The 23,967-nt window shown below is 69.8% G+C and carries 20 protein-coding genes; 4 read left to right on the top strand and 16 right to left on the bottom strand.

Features of this window, described 5'->3' with window-relative positions; all coding sequences use genetic code 11:
* The first annotated feature begins 66 nt into the window (after nucleotides 1–66).
* Nucleotides 67–333, top strand: coding sequence for a DUF4031 domain-containing protein (locus ACIOTO_RS14375; RefSeq protein ID WP_029261667.1), 267 nt, complete (start codon nucleotides 67–69; stop codon nucleotides 331–333).
* On the opposite strand, the gene ACIOTO_RS14370 is transcribed toward ACIOTO_RS14375, so the two are convergent.
* Nucleotides 298–2,985, bottom strand: a complete 2,688-nt coding sequence (locus ACIOTO_RS14370) for an Rne/Rng family ribonuclease (RefSeq protein WP_400858373.1) — start codon at nucleotides 2,983–2,985, stop codon at nucleotides 298–300. The genes ACIOTO_RS14375 and ACIOTO_RS14370 overlap by 36 nt on opposite strands.
* A gap of 283 nt (nucleotides 2,986–3,268) precedes the next feature.
* Here ACIOTO_RS14370 and ACIOTO_RS14365 point away from each other — a divergent pair, with 283 nt between their 5' ends.
* Nucleotides 3,269–3,886, top strand: coding sequence for a vitamin K epoxide reductase family protein (locus ACIOTO_RS14365; protein ID WP_400858372.1), 618 nt, complete (start codon nucleotides 3,269–3,271; stop codon nucleotides 3,884–3,886).
* A gap of 69 nt (nucleotides 3,887–3,955) precedes the next feature.
* Here ACIOTO_RS14365 and ndk read toward each other — a convergent pair whose 3' ends face one another.
* From ndk to ileS, 4 genes are read right to left on the bottom strand one after another with little or no spacing between them, the layout of a single operon-like run.
* Entirely contained in the window at nucleotides 3,956–4,372 is a 417-nt protein-coding gene (ndk, locus tag ACIOTO_RS14360) for a nucleoside-diphosphate kinase (RefSeq protein ID WP_029261664.1), read from the bottom strand.
* Nucleotide 4,373: 1 nt separating this feature from the next.
* A complete protein-coding gene (locus tag ACIOTO_RS14355; protein WP_400858371.1) occupies nucleotides 4,374–4,787 on the bottom strand; it encodes a DUF4233 domain-containing protein in 414 nt (137 codons plus the stop codon).
* Entirely contained in the window at nucleotides 4,784–6,136 is a 1,353-nt protein-coding gene (locus ACIOTO_RS14350; RefSeq protein ID WP_400858370.1) for a bifunctional folylpolyglutamate synthase/dihydrofolate synthase, read from the bottom strand. The genes ACIOTO_RS14355 and ACIOTO_RS14350 overlap by 4 nt, the downstream gene beginning before the upstream one ends.
* Nucleotides 6,133–9,513, bottom strand: a complete 3,381-nt coding sequence (gene ileS / locus ACIOTO_RS14345) for an isoleucine--tRNA ligase (protein WP_400858369.1) — start codon at nucleotides 9,511–9,513, stop codon at nucleotides 6,133–6,135. Before ileS ends, ACIOTO_RS14350 begins: the two co-directional genes overlap by 4 nt.
* A 332-nt stretch (nucleotides 9,514–9,845) precedes the next feature.
* On the opposite strand from ileS, the gene ACIOTO_RS14340 reads away from it, so the two are divergent.
* Entirely contained in the window at nucleotides 9,846–10,496 is a 651-nt protein-coding gene (locus tag ACIOTO_RS14340) for a pentapeptide repeat-containing protein (protein ID WP_400858368.1), read from the top strand.
* On the opposite strand, the gene ACIOTO_RS14335 is transcribed toward ACIOTO_RS14340, so the two are convergent.
* The 11 genes from ACIOTO_RS14335 to ACIOTO_RS14285 form a co-directional block, all read right to left on the bottom strand.
* Complete coding sequence (locus tag ACIOTO_RS14335; RefSeq protein ID WP_400858367.1) at nucleotides 10,486–11,991, bottom strand: ATP-binding cassette domain-containing protein; 1,506 nt, start codon at nucleotides 11,989–11,991, stop codon at nucleotides 10,486–10,488. The genes ACIOTO_RS14340 and ACIOTO_RS14335 overlap by 11 nt on opposite strands.
* Nucleotides 11,988–12,800, bottom strand: a complete 813-nt coding sequence (locus ACIOTO_RS14330; protein WP_029261657.1) for an ABC transporter permease — start codon at nucleotides 12,798–12,800, stop codon at nucleotides 11,988–11,990. The genes ACIOTO_RS14335 and ACIOTO_RS14330 overlap by 4 nt, the downstream gene beginning before the upstream one ends.
* A complete protein-coding gene (locus ACIOTO_RS14325) occupies nucleotides 12,797–13,741 on the bottom strand; it encodes an ABC transporter permease (RefSeq protein ID WP_400858366.1) in 945 nt (314 codons plus the stop codon). The genes ACIOTO_RS14330 and ACIOTO_RS14325 overlap by 4 nt, the downstream gene beginning before the upstream one ends.
* A gap of 28 nt (nucleotides 13,742–13,769) precedes the next feature.
* Nucleotides 13,770–15,383: an ABC transporter substrate-binding protein gene (locus ACIOTO_RS14320; RefSeq protein ID WP_400858365.1), complete on the bottom strand. Its 1,614-nt coding sequence runs from the start codon at nucleotides 15,381–15,383 to the stop codon at nucleotides 13,770–13,772.
* Nucleotides 15,384–15,477: 94 nt separating this feature from the next.
* Nucleotides 15,478–16,998, bottom strand: coding sequence for a serine hydrolase domain-containing protein (locus ACIOTO_RS14315; RefSeq protein ID WP_400858364.1), 1,521 nt, complete (start codon nucleotides 16,996–16,998; stop codon nucleotides 15,478–15,480).
* Nucleotides 16,995–17,708, bottom strand: a complete 714-nt coding sequence (locus ACIOTO_RS14310) for a type 1 glutamine amidotransferase (protein ID WP_400858363.1) — start codon at nucleotides 17,706–17,708, stop codon at nucleotides 16,995–16,997. The genes ACIOTO_RS14315 and ACIOTO_RS14310 overlap by 4 nt, the downstream gene beginning before the upstream one ends.
* Complete coding sequence (locus ACIOTO_RS14305; protein ID WP_029261652.1) at nucleotides 17,705–18,799, bottom strand: dipeptidase; 1,095 nt, start codon at nucleotides 18,797–18,799, stop codon at nucleotides 17,705–17,707. The genes ACIOTO_RS14310 and ACIOTO_RS14305 overlap by 4 nt, the downstream gene beginning before the upstream one ends.
* A 16-nt stretch (nucleotides 18,800–18,815) precedes the next feature.
* Nucleotides 18,816–19,706: an aminotransferase class IV gene (locus ACIOTO_RS14300; protein WP_400858362.1), complete on the bottom strand. Its 891-nt coding sequence runs from the start codon at nucleotides 19,704–19,706 to the stop codon at nucleotides 18,816–18,818.
* A gap of 25 nt (nucleotides 19,707–19,731) precedes the next feature.
* On the bottom strand, nucleotides 19,732–20,880 hold the full coding sequence (menC, locus tag ACIOTO_RS14295; protein WP_105710136.1) for an o-succinylbenzoate synthase: 1,149 nt from the start codon (nucleotides 20,878–20,880) through the stop codon (nucleotides 19,732–19,734).
* Entirely contained in the window at nucleotides 20,877–21,566 is a 690-nt protein-coding gene (locus ACIOTO_RS14290; RefSeq protein WP_105710137.1) for a MurR/RpiR family transcriptional regulator, read from the bottom strand. Before ACIOTO_RS14290 ends, menC begins: the two co-directional genes overlap by 4 nt.
* The gene (locus ACIOTO_RS14285) at nucleotides 21,563–22,348 is read right to left on the bottom strand and encodes a hypothetical protein (RefSeq protein WP_400858361.1); all 786 of its coding nucleotides are present in this window, start codon (nucleotides 22,346–22,348) and stop codon (nucleotides 21,563–21,565) included. Before ACIOTO_RS14285 ends, ACIOTO_RS14290 begins: the two co-directional genes overlap by 4 nt.
* Before the next feature lie 153 nt (nucleotides 22,349–22,501).
* Here ACIOTO_RS14285 and ACIOTO_RS14280 point away from each other — a divergent pair, with 153 nt between their 5' ends.
* A complete protein-coding gene (locus ACIOTO_RS14280; RefSeq protein WP_400858360.1) occupies nucleotides 22,502–23,590 on the top strand; it encodes a M20/M25/M40 family metallo-hydrolase in 1,089 nt (362 codons plus the stop codon).
* Nucleotides 23,591–23,967: the final 377 nt, after the last annotated feature.

The raw sequence follows: 23,967 nt of genomic DNA, 5'->3' as shown, positions 1-23,967 counted from the left end.
CGCTCCCGCTCCCCCGCGTGTCGCTCCCCCGGCCGCCAACGCCGGGAGCGGTCGTAGGCTGACGAGGTGACCGTACTCGTCGACGACCCCCTCTGGCCCGCCCACGGACGCCTGTGGGCGCACCTGGTCAGCGACGAGAGCCTCGACGAACTGCACACCTTCGCGAAGGCGAACGACGTGCCGGCGCGCGCCTTCGACCTCGACCATTACGACGTGCCGGAGGAGATGATCCCCCGGCTCGTCATCGCCGGCGCCCGCCCGGTCAAGGGCAAGGAGCTGGTGCGACGCCTGATCGCCTCAGGACTCCGAGTCCGCGGCCGCGACCGGCGCTGACGGCTCGTTGTTCACCGACACCGGGGTGCCGGTGAGTGCAGCAGTGCTCACCCGACGGCGACCCCGGCCCTGACCCGGAGCCTTCGGCTCCGGAAGGGCGTCGAGAACCGAGTCGAGCAGCTGCTCCGCCGGCGACTTCGGCGCCGAACGATCGCCACCGCGCTTCTTGCGGGCCTTCTTGGGCCGTTCGGCCGCCGTCGGCGCCTCGGACGCTGCCGGGGTGGTCTCCGCCTCTGCAGCGCCTTCCGCGGCCGGAACGATGGTGGAGGCGGCGATCTGAGCCAGCGCCGACTTGGCACCCTCGGTGATGCTGTGGGTCACGCTCGGAGCCGCAGGCGCGTTCTGACTCTGGCCGTTGCCGCCGTTGTTTCCGTTGCCGCCGCGTTGACGACGACCGCTCTGGCCGTTGCCGTTGCTGCTGCCGCCGTTGTTGCTGGAGCGGTGCTTCACGACCGGATCGTGGTGCACGATGACACCGCGGCCGGCGCAGACCTCGCAGGCCTCGCTGAAGGTCTCGAGGAGCCCGAGTCCGAGCTTCTTGCGGGTCATCTGCACGAGGCCGAGCGAGGTGACCTCGGCGACCTGGTGCTTCGTCCGGTCGCGGCTCAGGCATTCGATCAGACGGCGGAGCACGAGGTCACGGTTGGACTCGAGCACCATGTCGATGAAGTCGACGACGATGATGCCGCCGATGTCGCGCAGTCGCAGCTGGCGGACGATCTCCTCCGCGGCCTCGAGGTTGTTCTTGGTGACCGTCTCCTCGAGGTTTCCGCCGGAGCCGACGAACTTTCCGGTGTTGACGTCGACGACGGTCATCGCCTCGGTACGGTCGATCACGAGCGAACCGCCCGACGGGAGCCAGACCTTGCGGTCGAGGGCCTTCTCGATCTGCTCCGTGATGCGGAACGCGTCGAACGGGTCGGCCTCCTCCTCGTATGCCTCGACACGCTCGAGCAGGTCGGGCGCGACGCTCTCCAGGTAGGCGCGGATGGTCTGCTGCGCGTCCTCACCCTGGATCAGCATCTTGGTGAAGTCCTCGTTGAAGACGTCGCGGACGATCTTCACGAGCAGGTCGGGCTCCGCATGCAGGAGAGCAGGTGCCTGCTGGTTCTCGACCTGCTTCTGGACGTGCTCCCACTGCGCGGTGAGGCGCTGCACATCGCGCGTGAGCTGGTCCTCGGTCGCGCCCTCGGCCGCAGTGCGCACGATCACGCCGGACGACTCGGGGAGGACCTCCTTGAGGATCCGCTTGAGTCGCGCACGCTCGTTGTCGGGAAGCTTGCGGCTGATGCCGTTCATCGAGCCGCCGGGCACGTAGACCAGGTAGCGGCCGGGAAGGGAGATCTGGCTGGTGAGGCGGGCGCCCTTGTGTCCGACCGGGTCCTTGGTGACCTGCACGAGCACGCGATCGCCGGGCTTGAGCGCGAGCTCGATGCGCCGCGGCTGGTTGCCGGTCTCCACGCCGTCCCAGTCGACCTCACCGGAGTACAGCACGGCGTTGCGGCCACGGCCGATGTCGACGAACGCGGCCTCCATGCTCGGCAGCACGTTCTGGACGCGGCCGAGGTACACGTTGCCGATCAGCGAGGCGTCCTGGTTGCGGGCGACGTAGTGCTCGACGAGGACGCCGTCCTCGAGGACGCCGATCTGCGTGCGGCCGTTCTTCGAGCGCACGACCATCTTGCGGTCGACGGACTCGCGACGCGCGAGGAACTCGGCCTCGGTGACGACCGGACGGCGGCGACCCGCGTCGCGTCCGTCGCGGCGACGCTGCTTCTTCGCCTCGAGCCGGGTGGAACCCTTGATGGCCTTCGGCTCGGTGATGTACTCCACGACGCGCTGACGCTGACGCGGCTCTTCACGCTGGTCGTCCCCGTCGGATCCGCCACGGCGACGGCCACGACCGCGGCCACGACCCGACGACTCGTCCTGCGACTGCTCGCGCTCGGCGATGCGGTCGAAGATGCGCTCTCCGCGGTCGGGCCGTGCAGGCAGCGGGGTGATCTCGGGCGCGTAGAAGTGCAGTTGCGTGGAGACCTGCGACACGAAGACCTCGGGCAGCAGCCCGAGCGACACGGCGGTCACCGCGGCCGGAGCCTCGGGAGCAGCCGGAGCCTTCTCCTCGACAGGTTCCTCGACGGGCGTCTCGGTGGCAGCGTCAGCCTGTCCTGCAGACTCCTCGGCGGAGGTCTCGGCACCGGACGCTTCTTCGGCAGCCTCGTCCCTCACAGCGCTCTCTTCGACGATCGCCTCGGACATCGCCTCGACGTCGGCATCCGAGGGAGCCACGGCATCGCCGCTCTCCGCCGTAGCGTCTGCCTCGGCCTCGGCTTCGGCCTCGGATCCGGATGCGTTCGCAGCCTCGGCAGCGATCACCGCGGCAGCCTCGTCGTCTGCAGCGGCATCCGCGACGGCGCCCGCCGCAGCGTCATCCGCAGCGGCGGCGGCGTCTTCCGCAGCCGCGTAGCCGGCAGCGACATCGTCGGCAGCGGCATCGGCGGCAGCTTCCGCTGCATCCGATGCGGCGTCGCCCTCGCTCGTCGACCCGTGGGAGTCGTCGGCCTCGGGAGCCGTGGGCTCCGTCAGCGGTCCCGCGGCGTCAGCCGGGAAGTCGAGGGTAGGTACGTTGTTGTCATTGTTCTCATCGGCCATCTCTGGCTTACTCCCTGCACGGGGCACTGGTGCTCCGTGAAATCTCATGCGGTACCCGCAGGTTCCGCGAACTCACTCGGTGTGCGACCGGCTCATGGCTCTGATCGCGTGGGGCATGGGGCCCCGAAGTCTGCGTCGGCACGTGTCGCGGCAAGGCCGTTCATCGTGTCACAGGCCATTATCGCACCAAGTGGGTCCGTTCACGGCATCCCATCGAGACCAGCGCGTTTTTGTCCGGCCTGTTCTCGCCACATCCATAGCCATCGCAGGGATAATCCTCAGTATGAGCGAGCAGCGCACCCGCCCCGTCGTCTACGCCGTCTGGCTGATCTTCGCGAGCGTGGTGGGCTGGTTCGCCGCCTTCCAGCTCCTCACCGAGAAGCTCGCCAAGCTCGAGAATCCCGACGCGGTGTCCAACTGCTACGTGAGCGTGATGATCCAGTGCGACGTCAACCTCAACTCGTGGCAGGGCGAGGTGTTCGGCTTCGCGAACCCGATCATCGGCCTCACGCTGTGGATGGCGCCGCTGGTCGTCGGCGTGGCGCTGCTCGCCGGCGCGCGCTTCCCCCGTTGGTTCTGGCTGGCTTTCGGTGCCGGGATCACGTTCGCGTTCGGCTTCGTCGTCTGGCTCATCAGCCAGAGCCTGTACGCGCCGAACCTCGGTGTGTTGTGCCCGTGGTGCATGGCCACGTGGGCGGTCACCATCCCGACCTTCTTCGCGACCATGGTGCATCTCACCCGCAACGGCACGTTCACGAACAGCGAGCGGGCGCAGGAGCGCGCGAACCGGCTGATGCCCTGGGTGCCGCTCGCGACGATCCTCGCCTACGCGTTGATCATCCTGCTCGTCCAGCTGCGCGGCCTCGACCTTCTCGGCGAGGTCATCGGCATGATCTTCTGATCCCGCTCCACGGAATGAGGAAACCCGCCGCCGATCCTCGGATCGACGGCGGGTTTCCTGTCTCGGAGCTCAGTCGAACCAGATGCCGAGCTCGCGCGCGGCCGACTCAGGGCTGTCCGAACCGTGCACGAGGTTCTGCTGCACCTTGAGGCCCCAGTCGCGGCCGAAGTCACCACGGATCGTGCCGGGCGCGGCCGTGGTCGGGTCGGTCGTGCCGGCGAGCGAGCGGAAGCCCTCGATCACACGGTTGCCCGCGAGACGGATGGCGACCGACGGTCCCGAGAGCATGAACTCGAGCAGCGGCTCGTAGAACGGCTTTCCCTCGTGCTCGGCGTAGTGCTCGGCGAGCAGATCGCGGTCGGGCTCGACGAGGCGGATGTCGACGAGGGCGTACCCCTTCGCCTCGATGCGGGCGAGGATCGTGCCGGTGAGGCCGCGGGCGACACCATCGGGCTTGACGAGGACGAGGGTTTCTTCGGTGGCCATGTCATTCACTCTCTGTCTGAGTCTCGGTCGTGGGCTCGGCGGGGCGTCGTGCGTCCAGTCGGGCCCCTCCGATGGTCGCATACGCCCACATGCCGCCGAAAATCAGGACGACGAGCAGGATGGCAGGAACGAAGAACGCCGACAGCGCGACGATGGCCTGGACGACCCATCCGGCCGTGAGGGCCCAGGGCTTCGTGATCATCCCGGCGATGGCGATGCAGGCGATCGCGAGGACGCCACCGCCGACGATCCCCCACCACTGCTCGACGCCGGCGGGCAGCTGCCGCAGGCCGAAGATCGTGAGTCCGACGAGGAACACCACGATCGCCTCGAACCCGAGCACGATGGGCGCGAGCTTCTGCACGAGCGTGCGCGGCGGCCGCGGGGCGCGTGCGGGGGCGGCATCCGCACTCACGCGCGCCACCCCGACTTCCAGTCCTCTTCCTCGGCGAGGGCGATCGCCTCGCCGGCGAGCACGACCGAGCCGGCGATGACGACAGCCCGGCGATCGGACGATGCCGCCCACTCACGCGCCGCGTCGGCGGCGTCGGCGAGCGAGTGGTGCACGGTCGCCCGCTGACCCGTCTGCTCGACGAGGTCGGCGATCGCATCGGCGTCGCTCGCGCGATCCGAGTCCGGCGCCGTCGCGAAGACGTGCGCGACGGCGGGAGCGAGCCGGCCGACGATGCCTGCGGCGTCCTTGTCGTCGAGCACACCGAGCACGAGGCCCCACTCGTCGAAGTCGAAGCTGTCGTCCAGCGCCTGGGCGAGGGCCGTGGCTCCGTGGGGATTGTGCGCGGCATCGACGATCACGGTCGGCGCGATTCCGAGCAGCTGCAGCCGCCCCGGAGAGGTCGTGCCCTGGAGTCCATCGGAGATGACGTCGCCCGCGATCGCCTGGGTCGCCCCGCCGATGAGCGACTCGACGGCGGCGACGGCGAGTGCGGCGTTGTGGCCCTGGTGAGCTCCGTACAGCGGCAGGTACTCCTCGGCGTACTCCCCCGCGAGCCCGCGGATCGTGAGCAGCTGGCCGCCGACGGCGAGCTTCTGCTCCGTGATGCCGAACTCCTCGCCCTCGAAGGCGATGGTCGCGTTGCGCTCCGCCGCCACGCGACGCAGCACCTCAGCGGCCTCGGGAGGCTGCTGGGCGGAGACGACCGCCGCGCCCTCCTTGATGATGCCCGACTTGACCTCCGCGATCTCGGCGATCGTGTCGCCGAGCCGATCCGCGTGGTCGATGTCGATCGGCGCGAACACCGCGACGTCACCGTCGGCCGTGTTCGTGGAGTCCCACTCCCCACCCATGCCGACCTCGAGCACCAGCACATCTACCGGCGCATCCGCCACGGCGACGAACGCCAGGACCGTGAGCAGCTCGAAGAAGGTCAGCGGCGCATCGCCCGCGGCCTCGAACTCCGCGTCCACGATGTCGACGAACGGCTCGATCTCATCCCACGCGTCGGCGATCGCCTCGTCGGCGATCGGCTCGCCGTCGATCATGATGCGCTCCGTGAAACGCTCCAGGTGCGGGCTCGTGAACAGGCCCGTGCGCAGGTCATGCGCGCGCAGCAGGCTCTCGATCATGCGCGCCGTCGAGGTCTTGCCGTTCGTGCCCGTGATGTGGATCACGCGGTAGGTGCGCTGCGGGTCGTCCAGGAAGGCGAGGATGCGCGCGGTGCGCTCCTTGCGCGGCTGCACCCAGCGCTCCCCCGCGCGGCTCAGCAGCGCCTCGTAGACGGCGTCCGCTCGTTCCCTCTCGCTCATGCTCCGGCCTTTCCGCTCGCGACCGCAGTCGCATCGATCGTCACGATCACCGGGGCCTTCGTCGCACCGAGCGCACGCGCTCCCGAACGGAAGACGCCGTCGCCGGGGCTCGTGACCTCATCGACCAGGGCCTCGAGGTCGTCGGTCGGCTGCACGGCGAAGGCGACCGCGAGCGTCTCCGCGGCGATCAGCTCCGCGTGGGCCTCCAGCGCAGTGGCGTCCTCCGGCGAGGCGTTGAGTGCCAGGACGATGCGGTCGCTCACGTCGAGGCCCGCATTCTTCCGGGCCTCCTGCACCACACGGATCGCGTCGCGCGCGAGACCCTCGGCCTCGAGCTGCGGCGTGGTCTGCGTGTCGAGCAGCACGAACCCGCCCGAGGGCACGATCGCCAGCGCCTCGCCCTCCGGACGTCCGGTCGTCTCCAGCGCGAGGTCGTACTCGGCGGGCTCCAGGGCGATCCCACCCGCGGTGACGACCCCGCCCTCTTCGGACCAGTCCCCCGCCTTGGCCGCCTTGATCACGGTCTGCACGTTCTTGCCGAGACGCGGACCCGCGGCACGCGCGTTCACGCTCAGGCGGTGCGTGATGCCGTATTCGGCGGCGGTCGAGTCCTGCAGGGCGACGAGCTCGACCGACTTGACGTTGAGCTCCTCGCGCAGGATGTCCTCGAACTGCCCCAGCGTCCCGGCCAGCGGCGACACGACGGTCAGACGCGCCAGCGGGAGTCGCACGCGCAGCTTCTCCTTCTTGCGCAGCGCATTGCCGACGCTCGAGAGCTCGCGCACCGCATCCATCGCGTCACGGATCTCGTCGGCGGCGGGGAACTGTGTGTCATCCGGCCAGTCCGTCAGGTGCACGCTGCGCCCGCCGGTGAGCCCCTGCCACACGCGCTCACTGATCAGCGGCACGAGCGGTGCCGCGACGCGAGTGAGCGTCTCGAGCACGGTGTAGAGCGTGTCGAAAGCCTCGCGGCTCTTCGGGTCCTCGGTCACACCGACCCAGAAGCGGTCGCGCGAGCGGCGGATGTACCAGTTCGTCAGCACCTCGACGAAGTCGCGCAGTCGTGCCGACGCCGTGGTCGAGTCGAGTCCCTCCAGATCGGCGCGCACCTCGCGCACGAGGTCTCCGAGGCGAGCCAGGATGTAGCGGTCGAGCACATCCGTGGAATCCGTGCACCATTCGGCCTCGTAGCCGTCGACACCGGACGCATTCGCGTAGGTGGCGAAGAAGTACCAGGAGTTCCACAGCGGCAGCAGGAACTCGCGGACGCCGGAGCGGATGCCCTCTTCGGTCACCGCGAGGTTGCCGCCGCGCAGCACGGAGCTCGACATCAGGAACCAGCGCATCGCGTCGGAGCCGTCGCGATCGAGCACCTCGGAAACGTCCGGGTAGTTGCGCAGCGACTTCGACATCTTGTACCCGTCGCTGCCCAGCACGATGCCGTGGCAGCTGACACCGGTGAACGCCGGGCGGTCGAACAACGCCGTCGACAGCACGTGCATGACGTAGAACCAGCCGCGGGTCTGACCGATGTACTCGACGATGAAGTCCGCCGGCGCGTGCGAGTCGAACCACTCCTGGTTCTCGAACGGGTAGTGCACCTGGGCGTAGGGCATCGACCCCGAGTCGAACCACACGTCGAAGACGTCTTCGATCCGTCGCATCGTGCTCTTGCCCGTGGGATCGTCGGGGTTCGGGCGCGTCAGGTCATCGATGTACGGGCGGTGCAGGTCGATCTCGCCCTCGGGGTTGCGCGGCAGCGTGCCGAAGTCGCGCTCCAGATCCTCGAGCGAACCGTAGGCGTCGACGCGCGGGTACTCCGGGTCGTCGCTCTTCCAGATCGGGATCGGCGAACCCCAATAGCGGTTGCGGCTGATCGACCAGTCGCGCGCACCCTCGAGCCACTTGCCGAACTGGCCGTGCTTCACGTTCTCCGGCACCCAGGTGATCTGCTCGTTGTTCGCGAGCATGTCGTCCTTGATGTCCGTCACGCGGATGAACCAGCTCGACACGGCCTTGTAGATCAGCGGGTTCCGGCAGCGCCAGCAGTGCGGGTACGAGTGCTCGTAGCTCTGCAGACGGATCAGACGACCGTTCTCGCGGATCAGGCGCACCAGCGGCGTGTTCGCGTCCATCCACAGCTGACCCGCCACATCGGTGACGTTCGGGAGGAACTTCCCGCCGTCGTCGAGAGACAGGATCGTGGGGATGCCGGCCGCGCCCGCGACCCGCTGGTCGTCCTCACCGTAGGCCGGGGCCTGGTGGACGATGCCGGTGCCGTCGCTGACCGTGACGTAGTCGTCGACCAGGATGCGCCAGGCGTTCTCGGTGCCGTACGTCTCGGTGTCGGCGTAGTAGTCGAACAGACGGTCGTAGGTGACGTCCTGCAGCTCGGCGCCGCGGACGGTGGCGTCGACCGCGGCGAGCGCGTCCTCCGCACTCTCGTACCCGAGGTCCTTCGCGTAACCGCCGACGAGCTCACGGGCGAGCAGGTAGCGATGCGCGGACGACTCGATCGCGGCATCCGTGGTCCCTGCGACCTGATGCACGTCTGCGGCACCGAGCGGGCCGGCGGGCAGCACGACGTACTCGATCTCCGGCCCCACGGCGAGTGCGACGTTGGTCGGCAACGTCCAGGGCGTGGTCGTCCAGGCGAGGGCGCGCACTCCCGTGAGCCCGAGCGACTCGGCCTTGGCCCCGGTCAACGGGAAGGTCACCGTGACGGAGGGGTCCTGACGCATCTGGTACACGTCGTCGTCCATGCGCAGCTCGTGAGCGCTGAGCGGGGTCTCATCACGCCAGCAGTACGGCAGGACGCGGTAGCCCTCGTAGGCGAGGCCCTTGTCGTACAGCGTCTTGAACGCCCAGAGCACGCTCTCCATGTACCCGAGGTCGAGCGTCTTGTAGCCGCGGTCGAAGTCGACCCAGCGCGCCTGGCGGGTGACGTAGTCCTGCCACTCGTGCGTGTAGGCGAGTACCGAGCTCTTCGCCTTCGCATTGAAGACGTCGATGCCCATCTCCTCGATCTCGGCCTTCTCGGTGATGCCGAGCTGCTTCATCGCCTCGAGCTCGGCGGGAAGTCCGTGCGTGTCCCAGCCGAAGACCCGGTCGACCTTGTGGCCGGTCATGGTCTGGAAGCGCGGGAACACGTCCTTGGCGTACCCGGTGAGGAGGTGGCCGTAGTGCGGCAGGCCGTTCGCGAACGGCGGGCCGTCGTAGAACACCCACTCCGGCGATCCCTCACGCTGCTCGATCGAGGCGCGGAAGGTGTCGTCGTCCTTCCAGAACGCGAGCACCTCCTCCTCGATCTGCGGGAAGCGGGGGCTGGGCGCGACGGAATCGGCGGCGGGGCCGAAGGAGGAACGGGGGTAGGTCATCGTGTCTCGCAGTGGTCGTCGTGGCGGATGCTCCTGCGAGGACGACCCTCACGGACCGCGGTACCACCTCGCGTGCCACGCCTTGCGACGCGACCACTCTCACTGCGGCTGTGACGGGCCTGCCCCGCTCGGTTCTACTGAGCACACCCCGGGGGATGCGCCGTTCTTCCGAGAGCTCCCCGGTGATGCCGGATCGATGCTCGTCCCTCCAGTGTACGCGGGTCCCGCGCGCCGCGCGCCGTCGCAGATCCGCACTCCCCTCGCAGAGACGCCTCTGCCGACGCCAGGGCAGTGGCCAGGCCGGTGTCCGTGTCAGGCCATAGCCTCGGAGCATGGCCCGCACGACAGAGTCCCCCGCACCGCCCCGTATCAGCGACCCCGATCTGCCCCCGGAGTTCGAGCCCGCCTCTCCCGCGCGCAGCGCCGACATCATCGCCGCGAGCCTCGATCTCCACGGAACGGTGGACCTCGCCTACGCGACACTCGAACAGTGCACCGTGTCGGCGGATGCCGAAGCCGTCGACCTCACGGGCGCGACGGTGGTCGACGTCGAGATGTCCGGGGCACGCATCGCTTCACTGCGGATGCGCGACACCGGTGTGCGACGACTGCGGATCGCTGGCGGCCGCATCGGCACCCTTGACCTCAGCGAGGCACGCATCTCGGAACTCGAGCTGCGTGACGTACGGATCGACTACCTCAACCTCGGTGCCGCGAAGGTGACCGACCTCGAGATCTCCGGCTGCGCGATCCGCACGATCGACATGCCGCAGGCCGACCTCACCCGCGTCCGGTTCACCGCCACGACCAGCGACGAGGTCGACCCGCGGGGCATGCGCGCCACAGACGTCGATCTGCGCGGTCTCGATGCGATGACCTATCTCGACGCCAACAGCCTCCGCGGGACGACACTCTCGTCGTTCCAGGTGCAGCAGCTGGCGCCCGTGATCGCGGCGGGCCTGGGCATCCAGATCAAGGACTGACGGGACCGCTCGCCTCCCGCAGCTCTCGCGTGAACGGATGCTGCGGCGCCGCGAACACCTCGGCGGTCGCGCCCTGCTCCACGATCCGGCCATCCTGCATGACGAGCACCTCGTCGGCGACGGCTCCGACCACATCGAGGTCGTGCGAGACGAGGATCATCGTCAGTTTCCGTTCTTGCTGCAGTCGGGCGAGCAGCTGCAGCACGCGTTCGCGGACCGAGGGGTCGAGCGCCGACACGGGTTCGTCGAGGACGAGCACCTCGGGGTCGGCGGCGAGCGCACGGGCGATCGCCGCGCGCTGACGCTGCCCGCCGGAGAGCGCGCGAGGACGACGGTCGGCGAGTTCGGGTGCGAGGCCGACCTCGTCCAGCAGCTCGGCGACCCGCTCGGCCCGTCTGCCCCGGGGCACGCCCGCGGCCTCGAGCCCCTCGCGCAGGGAGCGCCCGATCGTCCATCGGGGGTCGAAGGCACCGAGTGGGTTCTGGTGCACGAGCTGCACCCGCGGCTCGCCGATCCAGCGCAGCGAGCCGGCGTCCGGCTGCTCGACACCGACGATCATCCGCGCCAAGGTCGTCTTCCCTGATCCGGACTCCCCCACGACGCCGAGCGTCCGGCCCGCCATGACGGTGAACGACGCCTCGATGACCGCCGGCACCGCGTCGAAGCTCTTCGAGACTCCGTCCACGACCAGCACCGGCGCCGACTCCGTCTGCACCCCCGCTCGGGGTTCGTGGATCGTCGCCGCGATCAGCTGACGCGTGTACTCGTGCTGCGGGCTCTCCAGCACCTCGGACACCGGGCCGGACTCGACCACCTGCCCGCCCTTCATGACCAGCACCCGGTCCGCGAGCCGCCGGACGGCCGCGAAGTCGTGGCTGATGAAGACGAGCGCGGTCCCGGCGTCCGTGATATCGCGCAGCAGGCCGAGGATCCGCGCCTGCACCGTGGCGTCCAGCGCCGTCGTCGGCTCATCGGCCACGAGGACGACAGGAGATGCGGCGATCGCGGAGGCGATCAATGCCCGCTGTCGGAGTCCGCCCGAGAGCTCGTGCGCATACTGCCGGGAGCGACGCTCCGCATCCGGCATCCACACCCGCCGCAGAAGCTCTCGCACCCGGGCGTCGAGCGCTGCCCGGCCCCGCACGATACCGTGCAGGCGCAACGGCTCCGCCACTTCCGCACCGATGCGACGGAGCGGATCGAGCGAGACCAGGGCGTCCTGCGAGACGAGGCCGATGCCGGCGCCACGGAGCCCCCGCCAGCCGCGCTCGGAGAGCGTCGCCGCATCCCTCCCGTCGACGGTGAGCGTGTCGACCGTCACCGTCGCATCCGACGGCGTGAGCCCGAGGAGTGCGCGCGCGGTGAGTGTCTTGCCCGCTCCGGATTCCCCGACGATCGCGACGCACTCCCCCGGCTCCACCGCGAACCCGACACCGTCGACGACCGGGTCCGCGCCGAACGCGATCCGCAGTCCCCGCACCTCCAGCGCACTCACGACGTCCGCCCTTCTGCGCGTGCCCGCAGGATGCGCCCGAGGACAGTCGCCGAGATGACGGTGAGGGTGATGGCGATTCCGGGGAAGACCGCGATCCACCATGCCTGTCCCAGCACGTTGCGTCCTCCGGCGAGCATCAGCCCCCATTCGGGCGTCGGCTCGGACGGGCCGAGACCGAGGAAGCTCAGGCCCGCCGCGGCCAGGATGCTCGACCCGATGCCGATCGTCGCGAGCACACTCAGCGCCCCGAGCACACCGGGGACGACGTGACGCGTGAACGCCTTCACCCTCGGTACGCCCAGGATGCGCGCGGCTTCGACGTGCTCGGCGACCCGCAGGGTCTGCGTCTGCACGCGGGCGAGCCGGATGTACACGGGCACCGCGGCGAGAGTGACCGCGATCGCGATGTTCACCGGCCCCGGCCCCAGCACCGCGACCACGACGAGAGCGACGAGGAACTCGGGAAAAGCCATCAGCACGTCGTTGACCCGCATCACGGTGGTGTCCACCGCTCGGGGTGCGACCCCGGCGAGAGCTCCGATGACGAGGCCGACCGCCAGCGCGACCGCCGTGGCGAGAAGCCCGATCCCCAGCGAGCGCCCAGCCCCGTAGACGACACGCGAGTACACGTCGCGACCGCTCTGGTCGGTGCCGAAGAGATGCTCGGCACTCGGCGGTAGCAGCGCCGAGCGGACGTCGGTCTGCAGCGGATCGTGAGTCGCGAGCATTCCGGGGAAGACGGCGGCGAAGACTATCAGGGTGAGCATCGCCACGGCCGCCCACAGCAGCACGCGCTGCGCACGCTTCATCGGACACCTCCGGCTCGGGCCGCTCCGACGCGCGGATCGATGAGGGGATGCACGAGTTCGATCACGAGGTTCACCACGACGAACACCAGGGCGCTCAGGAGGATGATGCCGGTGATGACCGGAAGGTCCCGGTCGCTGATCGCGGCCAGCGTGACACGGCCGAGTCCCGGGCGGGCGAACACGGTCTCGACGAGCACGGCACCACCGAGCACGGAACCCGTGAGGTACGCGGCGAGCGTGATGGCGGAGGCCGCGCCGTGACGCAGCCCATGACGCACCGTGAACCACGAGGGACTGGCACCGCGGGCACGCACGGTCTCCGCGAACGGCATCCGCTCCGCCTGCATCAGGCCGTCCCGCAGCACCTGACTCAGCAACGCCGCGACCGGAAGGGCGAGGGTGATCGCCGGCAGCACGAGAGTGGCCGGGTTCCGCGCCCCCGAGACGGGGAACCAGCCCAGGCCGAAGGCGAAGACGCTGAGCAGGATGAGCCCGATCCAGAACACGGGTGACGACAGCACGACCAGTTCGATGCCCGCGGCGACGGTACGAGCCACCTGGCCGCGCACCAGCACCGCGACCGAGAGCGCCAGCACCAGGGCGATGAGGAGCGCGAGCGCCGAGAGCTGCACCGTCGCGCCGAGCTGGCGTCCGATGACTTCGGACACCGGCAACCGCAGCTGATACGACTCGCCCAGGTCTCCGCGGGCCAGCTGCCCGATGAAGCCGACATACTGCTCGAGCGGCGGCCGATCCAGCCCGAGGTCGGCGCGGATCCCGTCTTTCACCGCCTCGCTGACCTGCGCCTGGGGGCCGAGCATCACCGACACGGGATCACCGGGGATCACCCGGAACGCGAGGAACGCGACGGTGGCGGCGCCCCACAGGACGATGACGACGGATGCAGCGAGGCCGGCGACGCGGACGAGAGCAGCCTTCACCACCCCAGCCTTCCGCTCAGCCGGCGGTTCAGCCGACGGTCACATCGTAGAACAGCGGTCGACCGTACAGGTCGTACTGCAGTCCCTCGACGCGCTCGCCGACCGCGGTGATCGCCGACGGGCTGTACAGCGGCACGATGGCGGTGTGTTCGGCGTTCCACTGCTGCAGCTGCGCGTAGAGCTCGTCGCGCTCGTCCTGGTCGCTGCTGGCCACGGCCTGCTCCAGCAGTGCGTCGATCTCGGGATCGCTCACCTGCGACGCGTTCTGGATGCCGTCGGTGTGCAGGTGGCTGCGCAGCAGGTCGGGGTCGACGCCCGAGAAACCCCAGTCGGTGAGGTCGAACGTCTTCGGCTCGTACTGCGCGTTGTAGGCGCCGGGTTCGAGCACCTCGCGCTTCACCTCGAAGCCGATCCCCTTGAGGTCGGACTGGATCGCGTTGGCGAGCGCCGCGCGGTCGTCGGGAACCGGCGTCCAGGCGATCCAGCGCACCGACAGCCGCTCGCCGTCCTTCATGCGGATGCCATCGGTGTCGCGCTCGGTCCATCCGGCTTCGTCGAGAAGCGCGTTCGCGGCGTCCTGGTCGAACGGCCAGCTGCCCTCGAGCGAGGAGTCGTAGCCCGGGGTCGTCGACCCGAGGATGCTCCATGCGCGCGGGAACTGTCCGAAGTAGATCTCTTCGACCGCCGCGTCGATGTCGATGCCGCGGGCGAAAGCCTGACGCACCTTCTCGTCGGCGAAAGCGCCGTACTTCTCGTTGAGATACAGCGAGTAGGGCAGACCGGGGTACTCGATCGAGTCGACCGTGACCCCGTCGCCGAGGTCCTGCGCGAGGTTCGGCGGGATGTTGCTGGCGAGGTCGGCCTCGCCGCTGGTCACCACGCCCGTGCGTACGGAGGCTTCGGGCTGGATCTCGACGCGGAGCGTCTCGAACTTCGGCGCCGTCGTGTCGTGCGGGCCCCAGGCGTACTCGTCGTTGCGGGTGTACACGAGCTCCTGGTCGGGCGTGTACTCGGTCAGCTCGAACGGACCGGTTCCGACGGTGATGCCGGGGCCGCCCGCCTTGAGCTTGTCGGCCGACTCCTCGAGCACTGCCGGCGAGTAGAACCCGAGCTGGGGCGTGCTGGCCGCCTGCAGGAAGGGGGCGTACGGCTGGGTGAAGGAGACCTTCACCGTGTGGTCGTCGATGACCTCGGTGCCCTCGTAGAAGGCCGCGCCCAGCATGCTCGCCGCCTGCGCCGAAACCGTCGCGGGGTCGACGATGCGGTCGAAGTTCGCCTTGACCGCCGCCGCGTCGAAGGGCTCGCCGTCGGTGAAGGTCACGTCGTCGCGGAGCGTGAAGGTGTACTCGGTGCTGTCCGGCGAGACCTCCCACTCCTTCGCCAGCCACGGCGTGAATGTGCCGTCGGTCTCCTGGAAGACGAGCGAGTCGAGCACCGCCCGTTGCACCATGCCCGACACGTCGAGCTGGCTGATCTGCGGGTCCATGTGCCCGGCGGACAGGTTCGCGCCCTCGATGGACCAGACGAGTTCTCCCTCGCCCTCGCCTTCCGAGGCAGGGGCCGCGCAGGCGCTCAGCACCAGGGCGGTGGCGGCGGCGAGCGCAGCGAAGGGCAGGAGACGGCGCACGGGTTTTGCGGGCATGACGATCCTCAGAACGGACGGGGCGGGATGCGTCTATTCTACGGCGATTTCTTGGACTGGGTCGAAAAGTATGCCCCCGCGGCTCCGGGGCTCCTCACTCCCCGTCGAACACGATGCGATGGCGGTCAGCGGGCGAGACGATCTCGTCCTTCGTTCTCGTCTCGCCGTGCGCGATGACGGCGACATCCAGGTTCTGCACGCGAGGCCGGGGCACACCCACCAGGCGCGCTTCCACGCGCAGGTCCGCCCTCTCCCCGGCGATCCGCCAGAGCAGCTCGGCCTCGGTGGCGGATGCGATCACCCGCTCGGCGAAGGGCTTCTGAACGGGGTCCAGGCCGCCGATCGTGGCGATGTGGGCCGCAAGGCGGGAATCACGGATGCCCGGCGGCACATCCTCGAGGACGTGATCGGCCAGGCCCGGATACTCGGCGGCGGATCGGCCCTCTCGGATGGCGTCATCGATCGCCCGTGCCGCGGTCACGGTCTCCGGCCATGGCCGCACCACGGCCGACGGCGCGTCGGCACCGTCGAGCGCGTCCTGCAGTGCGGCACCGGCCACACGCCGTGCACCGAACTCGTCCGAGTTCCCGAACGCCACCGCGCCGATGCCGGTCGCCGCATGCCAGCGCATGTGGGCGGAGAAGCCCGGAAGGCCCCCGGAGTGCTGCACGATACGGCCGAACCGCCGGTCCTGCTCCACGAAGAGTCCGTACCCGTAGCCGGCACCGGCGAGGTCGCGTCCGTCGAACATCCCCGATGGCACATCGATGGGTGTCCTCGGCTGCTGCATCTCGATCCGCGAGGAGGGCGCGAGCACGTGCGGCGCGAGCGGGTCGTCGGTGAAGGCCGAACCGAGGAACCACATCCAGGTGGCGATGTCGTCCACGGTGCTGAACATGCTCCCGATGCAGCCGAGGGCGCCGGTGCGCACATACGGCTCGGGGTGGAAGGTCGCGCCGTCGTCGAAGGTGCGGAAGCCGCGGGCCAGGGTGTCGTGCGCGTAGCCGTCCGCCGAATGGGCGGTGCTCGTCAGTCCCAGTGGCTCGAGCAGTGTCTCCCGCACCACGTCCTCGACGGCTCGTCCGGTGACGGCCTCGACCGCCGCGCCGACCAGCGACTGCCCGAGATTGGAGTACTGGTACGTGGTTCCGGGCGCGGCGGAGAGCAGCATCCCCTCGGAGAACAGCGCAGCGATCCCCGCTCGGGAGTCGCCCAGGTGGCGGTCGACCCAGGCGTTGTCCTCGCCGAGCCCCGACCGGTTGGAGAGCAGCAGGTCTCCGGTGAGCACGGCATCCGCGCCCCGGTGCCTGGCGCGCACGGCGGGGAGATACTCGGTGATCGGGGCATGGAGATCGAGGGCGCCGCTGTCCCGCAGGGCGAGTGCCGTCGCGGCGAGAAAGCTCTTCGACATCGATGCGATCCGGAACACGGTGTCCCGACTCGTCGTCGCGGCGTCGGCGCGCGGATGTCCGTGGGCGCGGACACCCCGCACCTCCCCGCGCTCGCACACGGCGACGACCGATGCGGGGGCGGTCCGCCGCGCCCTCTCGTCCAGCCCATGCCGGACGGCGCGGTCCACCGTCGTCGTCGCGAGCGGAGCGGCCGCCGCGTTCACCCGCGACCTCCGACCAGGATCTCGTCCGCGAACGCCTCGACGATCGCACGGCTGACCTCCGTGTTGTGCGCGTCGACCTCCTCGGCGGCGGCGATCAGGCGCGCCAAGGATCGTCCTTCTCCGCGCAAGGCGGCATCGTCCCAGCGGGCGAGATCGGCAGCCGAGGCCTCGGGGTGGAACTGCACGCCGCGGACGTGCCGCCCCAGCCGGAAGGCCTGAATCTCGATGGCGTCGCTGGATGCGAGCAGCACCGCCCGCGGCGGCAGACGGGTGATCATGTCCTGGTGGTTCTCGATCATCGGGGCACCGTCGCCGAGCGTCGCGATCACCGCGTCCTCCCGGCCGGACGGGGTCGGACGGATGGGCGTCGCCCCGCGCTCGACGGGGCCGGTCTTCGCCTTCACCTCTCCTCCGGCCACGTGCGCGAGCACCTGCGCGCCCAGGCAGATGCCGAGCGTCGGGAGGTCGTCGTCGATGGCCTCGGCGGCGAGCGCGCGCTCGACCGCGAGCCAAGGCGCACGGTCGTCCTCGTCCGGCATCAGGCCACCGCCGAGGAGCACCAGTCCGGCGTAGCCGTCGAGAGTGGCGGGGAGCTCCTCCTCCGCTGCGACCACGGCGTCGACCGCGATGCCGCGGTCGACGAGCCAGCCCCCGAGGCGCCGCGGTCCGGAGCTCGCGGAGTTGACGACGACGAGCACGCGCGGGCTCACAGCGCTCCCTCCCGCGTCGACACATCGACGGCGGGCACCAGCGCGGCGGTCGCGGGCGGTGCGGCCCGCCCTGCCAGGAAGGACTCGTGATCGCGATCGGAAGCCTCCAGGACCCGGAGCACATTCTCGTGCGCGAGGCCGGCGAGTTCGGCCTCCGACCATCCCCGCGCTCGCAGCTCTGCGAAAAGCACCGGGTAGCCGGAGACGTCGGCGAGTCCGTCCGGCATCGCATCGGTGCCGTCGTAGTCCGCGCCGATGCCGACGGCGTGTGGTCCCGCGACCCGTCGGATGTGGTCGAGGTGATCGGCGACGTCGCGGACGCTCACGGCCGGCGCCTCGCCCTCGCCTCCGGCCTCCCACCAGTCGCGGCGGGCCTGCGAGACGAACGTGGGTACGAAAGCGACCATCACCACTCCGCCCTGGGCACCGATCGCGGCGAGCACGTCGTCGGGGACGTTGCGCGGGTGATCGCAGAGGGCGAGAGCACCGGAGTGGCTCACCATCACGGGGCGGGTGGTCTCCTCGAGGGCGTGACGCATCGTCGTCGGGGCCACGTGGGAGAGATCGACGAGGACCCCGATGCGGTTCATCTCGCGCACCACCTCGCGGCCCCACGCACTGAGACCGCCGTGATGCGCGTCGTCGGTCGCGGAGTCGGCCCAGGTGGTCGTCCGCGACCAGGTGAGCGTCATGTACCGCGCGCCCAGACGGGCGTACTGGCGCAGCACCGCGAGCGAACCGCCGAGCTGGCTGCCGCCTTCGATGCCGATGAGCGAGGCGATCCGCCCTTCCGCCATCGCCTGGCGCACATCCGCTGCGGTCCGCGCGAAGGCGAGGCGCTCGGGGTGCGCGTCGACCAGGCGGTGCACGAAGTCGATCTGCTCCAGCGTTCCGACGACCTGCTCGGCGCCCTGCAGCACCGGATCGACCCATACCGACCAGAACTGTCCGGCCACCCCGCCGATCGCGAGCCGGGGAAGATCGGTCTGCGTCGACGGCACGCCGTCCGCGAGTTCCTCCACCCCGTACCCGAGCAGGGTCCTGCTCGCCCACGCCAGGTCGTTGTGTCCGTCGATCACACTGTCGAGCATCCGCTGTGCACCTCTCTCAGTCCTCGCGCGCGTCCAGCGCCGCGTTCATCCGCGCGGTCATGTCATGGTCGATGAACCGCTCCGCACCGTCGACCTGCCCCACCGGCACCGCGCCGCGCGTGCTGGAGCACAACCACAGCGCATCCGCCCGATCCAGATCGTCGCGCATGAGCACCCCGATCCTCGTCGGGACGTCGGTGATTCCCGAGAATGCATCGGCCTGGGTCGTTCCGGGGAGGACGCCGAGCTCGGCGGGTGGTGTGACGAGCTCGCCGTCGATGCGGGCGATCAGCGTCGAGCGCGGGCCCTCGAGCACGAATCCGTCTGCGCTCACGAAGATCACGTCATCGGCGCCGCGACGGGCCGCCTCCCGAAGGGCAGCCTGATTCACCGCATAGGCGAGCGACTTCGCTCCCTGCAGCAGCCAGGGGGCGGACTGCATCACGTCGTGCCGGTAGCCGCGATCCAGCACGACGGCGCGGACGCCGCGCATACGGACGGCGGAGGGGTCGCTGCCGGCGAACCCGAGCACCCAACCGGTCGGCCCTCCCTGGTCGAATTCGTCGCCTCGGGTCATGACGAACTTGACGGACGCGATCTCCCCTTCCTCCAGCACTCCGGGAAGGGACACCGCCGCGGCCGCCCGGAGCACCGCGGCTCGCCACAGGTCACGTCGGGGCGCGGGCAGCTCCATCAGCGCCGCCGAGCGTTCGAGGCGCGTCAGATGAGCCTCGAGTGCTTGCGGCCTGCCGCCGCGGACCACGGCGGTCTCGAACACCCCGTCGCCGCGATTGACGCCGAGGTCGGTCGCCCTGACGATCGGCTCACGCGGGTCGATGGGGTGGATGCTCTCCTCGACGGCGGACGTGCCCGACAGGTCGAGGCGAAACAGCAGCAGCGCACGCATGATGGTCCTCTCCGGAATGGGCGTCTCACCCGTGTGTGAGCGCGGGATCGCGGACGGTGGTGTCGGCGGAATCCCAGGTGCGGAACGCGGCCCGCTCGATCCGCTCCACGAGGACGTCGTGGCCGATGCCCGCTCCGCGAGGAACCTGCACCCTGCCCTCCACCGCGGTGACGGGTGGGGCGATGATGTCGTCGACGTAGTACTTGTCGGAACCGGAGACGTCCGACGGGAGGAGGAACCCGGGCAGTGCCGAGATCGCGACGTTCGCCGCCCGACCGATCCCGAACTCGTGCATGCCCCCGCACCAGACGGGGATGCCGGCGTCGACGGCGAGGTCGTGCGCCGCCTTCGCGACGGTGAGTCCCCCCATCCGCGACACCTTGATGTTGAGGATGCGCGCGGCGGAGAGCCTGATCATCGTGCGCAGATCGCCGAGCCCGATGACGGACTCGTCCAGGCACACCGCCGTTCCGATCCGGGCCTGGAGCGTCGCATGCGCCACCATCTCCCGCGGGGCGAACGGCTGCTCGATCATGGTCAGACCCAGTGCGTCGAGCTGTGTGAACACGGCAGCGGAGTCGTCGTCGTCGGGATACGCGCCGTTCGCGTCGACGTGGAGGTCGAGGTCGGGGTGCGCGTCGCGCACCGCTCGCACCGGCTCCACGTCCCACCCGGGGGCGATCTTGAGCTTCACGCGCGGATATCCTGCGGCGCGCTGCAGCTCCACCTGGCCCAGGAGCTCGTCGATCGACGGCTCGATGCCGAGCGAGACTCCTGCCACCACCTCGTCACGGGTGCCCCCGAGCGCCGTCGCGAGGGAGAGCCCCCGGCGGCGGGCGAAGAGGTCCCACACCGCGCCGGAGAAGCCGGCTCGGGCGAACTCGTTGCCGCGTACCCGCGCCCACGTCATCTCCAGATCGGCAGGTTCCTCACCCTCGGCACCGACGAGGGCCGGCACGAGGTAGCGGGTGGCGATCTCCCACGCCGTCGTGGTCGTCTCCGCGCCGAAGTACGGGTCGCTGGGCGCGGCGATCTCTCCCCAGCCACGACGGCCTTCCTCGTCGGTGGCCTCGACGATGATGTGCTCGATGCCGGATTTACGATGCGAACTGGTCTCGAAGCTGTGCCGCAGGTCCTGACGCACCGCGAACAGCCGGATGCGGGTGATCTTCACGTCTCCACCTCCTCGTCGACCTCGGGCCGCGAGGGATCCGAACTGTACAGTCCCAGTCGTGCGACGAGCCGATCGCGCTCAGCCAGGCGACGGCGGGCTCCCTTCGCGCTCGCCGTCGTCAGCGCACTCAGCAGGTGGCAGACGGCCGCGACCGGGGTGGGCGAGTCCGCGTAGGACGCCGACCCGGTGCGCACCCGGATGAGCGAGGTCGCGAGCGGCGCCAGCGGGGCGTCCTCGCTGTCGGTGATCACCACGAGCTGCCCGCCGGCCTCCCGGAACAACTGCCCGAGCCGCACGGTCTCCTCGCGGTAGCGCCGGAGGGAGAAGGCGATGAGCACGTCGGAGGCCCGTACATCCGTCAGCACGGTCAGCGGCTGCAGCGCATGCCCGTCGACGAGGAAGACGTTGGACAGCGTCGCGGACAGGTCAGCGTTGAGCAGCTGCGCGTAGGCCGCCGCCTTCCCCTCACCCGCGACGTAGCGTCGTCGGGCGCCCAGCAGCAGCGCCGCGGCCTGCGGCACCTGGGCCGACGTGCTCAGCTCCTCGAACGTGAGCGCGAGCGTGCGCAGCTCGGTCTCGATGATGCGCGCCTGGATGCTCTCCGCCGAGAGGTTGGTCCGGATGCGCTCGCCGAAGCGGTCCCGCGGCGAAACGAGCTCGCGGTCCTCGTGCTGCTGGTCGCTCATGCGATGGCCTTCCCTGATGTGGCGCGGTAGACCGCGGTGTGCTCGTCGACACGGGAGGCCGCGACGAGCACGTCGCCTCGCCGGAACACCTCCGTCATCGCACTCTCCAGCTGCCGCCGCAGCGCCGGGCGCTCGCCGGGGGCGAGCTCATCCGCACGCGCGGGGATCGCGATCCAATCGGCGTCGCCGACGTGCACGACGCGCCCCCAGTCCTCCCTGCCCAGTCCCGCCGGAACGCCCGATCGCGGCGCCCGGGGTGCGGTCGGGGTCGCGGTCAGATCCCAGGAGACCACGAGCCGGTCGGTGTCGGGCCGGGCGTAGTAGTCGCGTTCGAACGCGATGCCGACCGCACCGAGTGAGCTGAGGTTGAAGTGCGCGTTCCGCGCCAGCAGCGGATCGAAGGTCCAGCGCATGGACTGCTGCCCCCACCGGAGCGCGACGTCGCGTTGGGCGAGCTTGAGCGCCTGACCGACTCCGCGGCCCTGCTGCGCGGCATCGACCGCGGCCGCCTGCGAGTAGTGGAAGTGGGTCCCGCTCGCATCGCAGCCCGCGAAGCCGTACGCGAACCCGATGAGCCCCCCGTCGTCTGCGAAGGCCCCCACCGCGGATCCGCCGTTACGTGCGAGCGCGGTGAGCAGATTGGCGTTGAGCGCGTACTCCTGCTCGGTGTACGCGAAGACGCGCGCATAGAGTGCCGCCGCCTCACGGAACTCGGAGTACTGGGTCAGTTCGCGGCAGTCGTAACCGACGCCCGCGTCGGCGGCCACCGAAGAGTGAGGCACGATACGTTTCCTAAGATCGAACGAGTGATGCAGCTGGGAGCGATGTTATCGGCGGCTTGCACCTCAATCAAGAGGCAGATACGGTTCGTAACTGTGACCACTTTCCCGGCAGCTCCCGGAGCGGACCACCCTTCAGACGACATCATCGCACTCGTGCGCGAACTTGTGACCCGCGAGTCGCCCACCCGCGATGCCGTGGCGAGCCGCAGCATCGCCGATCTCCTCACCGGATGGTTCGAGGGCGTCGGCGGGGAGGTCCGCCAGGAGCCGACCGCCGCGGGAACGGATCTCGTCATCGACGTCGCCGGAGCCGGCGATCCGTACCTCCTGATCGGTCACACCGACACCGTGTGGCCGGAGGGCACCCTCGACGGCGCGCTGCCCTGGTCTCAGCAGGGCGACGTCGTGCGCGGGCCCGGCGCCTACGACATGAAGGCCGGGATCGTGGTCATGCTCGAAGCCCTGCGGCGACTTCAGCCGCTCCCGCGCGAACGCCGCAGAGCCGTGCGCATCGTCCTGGTCGCCGACGAGGAGGTCGGCTCGCCCGAGTCGGGTCCCCTGCTCGCCGAACGCGCACGCGGAGCTGTCGCGGCCATCGGCTTCGAGTCGCCACATCCGGACGGCGCCCTCAAGGTCGGCAGGCGCGGGAGCGCACGGGTCAGGATCGCGGTCACCGGGCGCGCCGCACACGCCGCCCTCGACCCCGAGCACGGCATCTCCGCCGTGGACGAGCTCGTCGATCAGTTGATGCGGGTGCGGGAGATCGTCGCGGATCCCGCCTTGCCGGGACCCGTGCTCTGCAATGTGGGGACGATCTCCGGTGGCGCCCGCGCCAACGTGATCCCCGCACGGGCAGAGGCGGAGATCGGTCTCCGCTTCACCGATCCGGTCACCGAGGAGCGGGTGATGCGTGCACTCGCCGCACTGCGGCCCGTCCGCGCCGGTGCGGAGATCGTCGTCGAGACCTTGAGCGCCCGCCCTGCCTGGCTCGCCTCCGCGCAGGACGCCGCGCTGGTGGCGGCGATCGAACGGTCCGCCGCGGGCATCGGACAGCGCATCGAGGCGCGTCCGGCGGCCGGCGCGGGCGACACCAATCTGCTGGGCGCCCTCGGGCTGCCGACGGTCGACGGATTCGGACCCCGCGGAGGTGGCGCGCATGCGGAGGACGAGCACTTCCTGCGCTCCTCCCTCGGCGAGCGCATCGCACTCCTGCGTGCCGTGCTCACCCTGCCCGCGGAGTGAGGATACGATTCCCGTTTGCGCCCTGATCACGCTGATCCGAGGGATACGTTCCGGATCTCGGGACGGAAATACCGCATCTTCGAACTCCCTTCGCGTGGGGCGCATCCTTGCATCCGCATGTTTCCGGGCTGTTACACCCGGAAAGCAACCTGCGCCCAGATGCCGACTTGCGAAAAATCTTCGACGATACGCAACGAATCCCTTGACCCGGAGGCAGACTTCCGCTTGCATGGTCTCCACCGACCCGGCTTCATCGTGGATCCGGGCGGTGCCCGAAGGGACTTCTTCTATGCGTCTTGCCCCCCGCTCCAGAACAGCACGAAGTCTGACCGCCGCTGCGATCGCCTCCGCGCTCCTCATCGCTGCTCCCGCCGGTG

It is taken from the genome of Microbacterium sp. NPDC087592, assembly GCF_044743585.1.
Taxonomy (GTDB): Bacteria; Actinomycetota; Actinomycetes; order Actinomycetales; family Microbacteriaceae; genus Microbacterium.
This window is presented reverse-complemented; position numbering and strand designations above follow the sequence as displayed.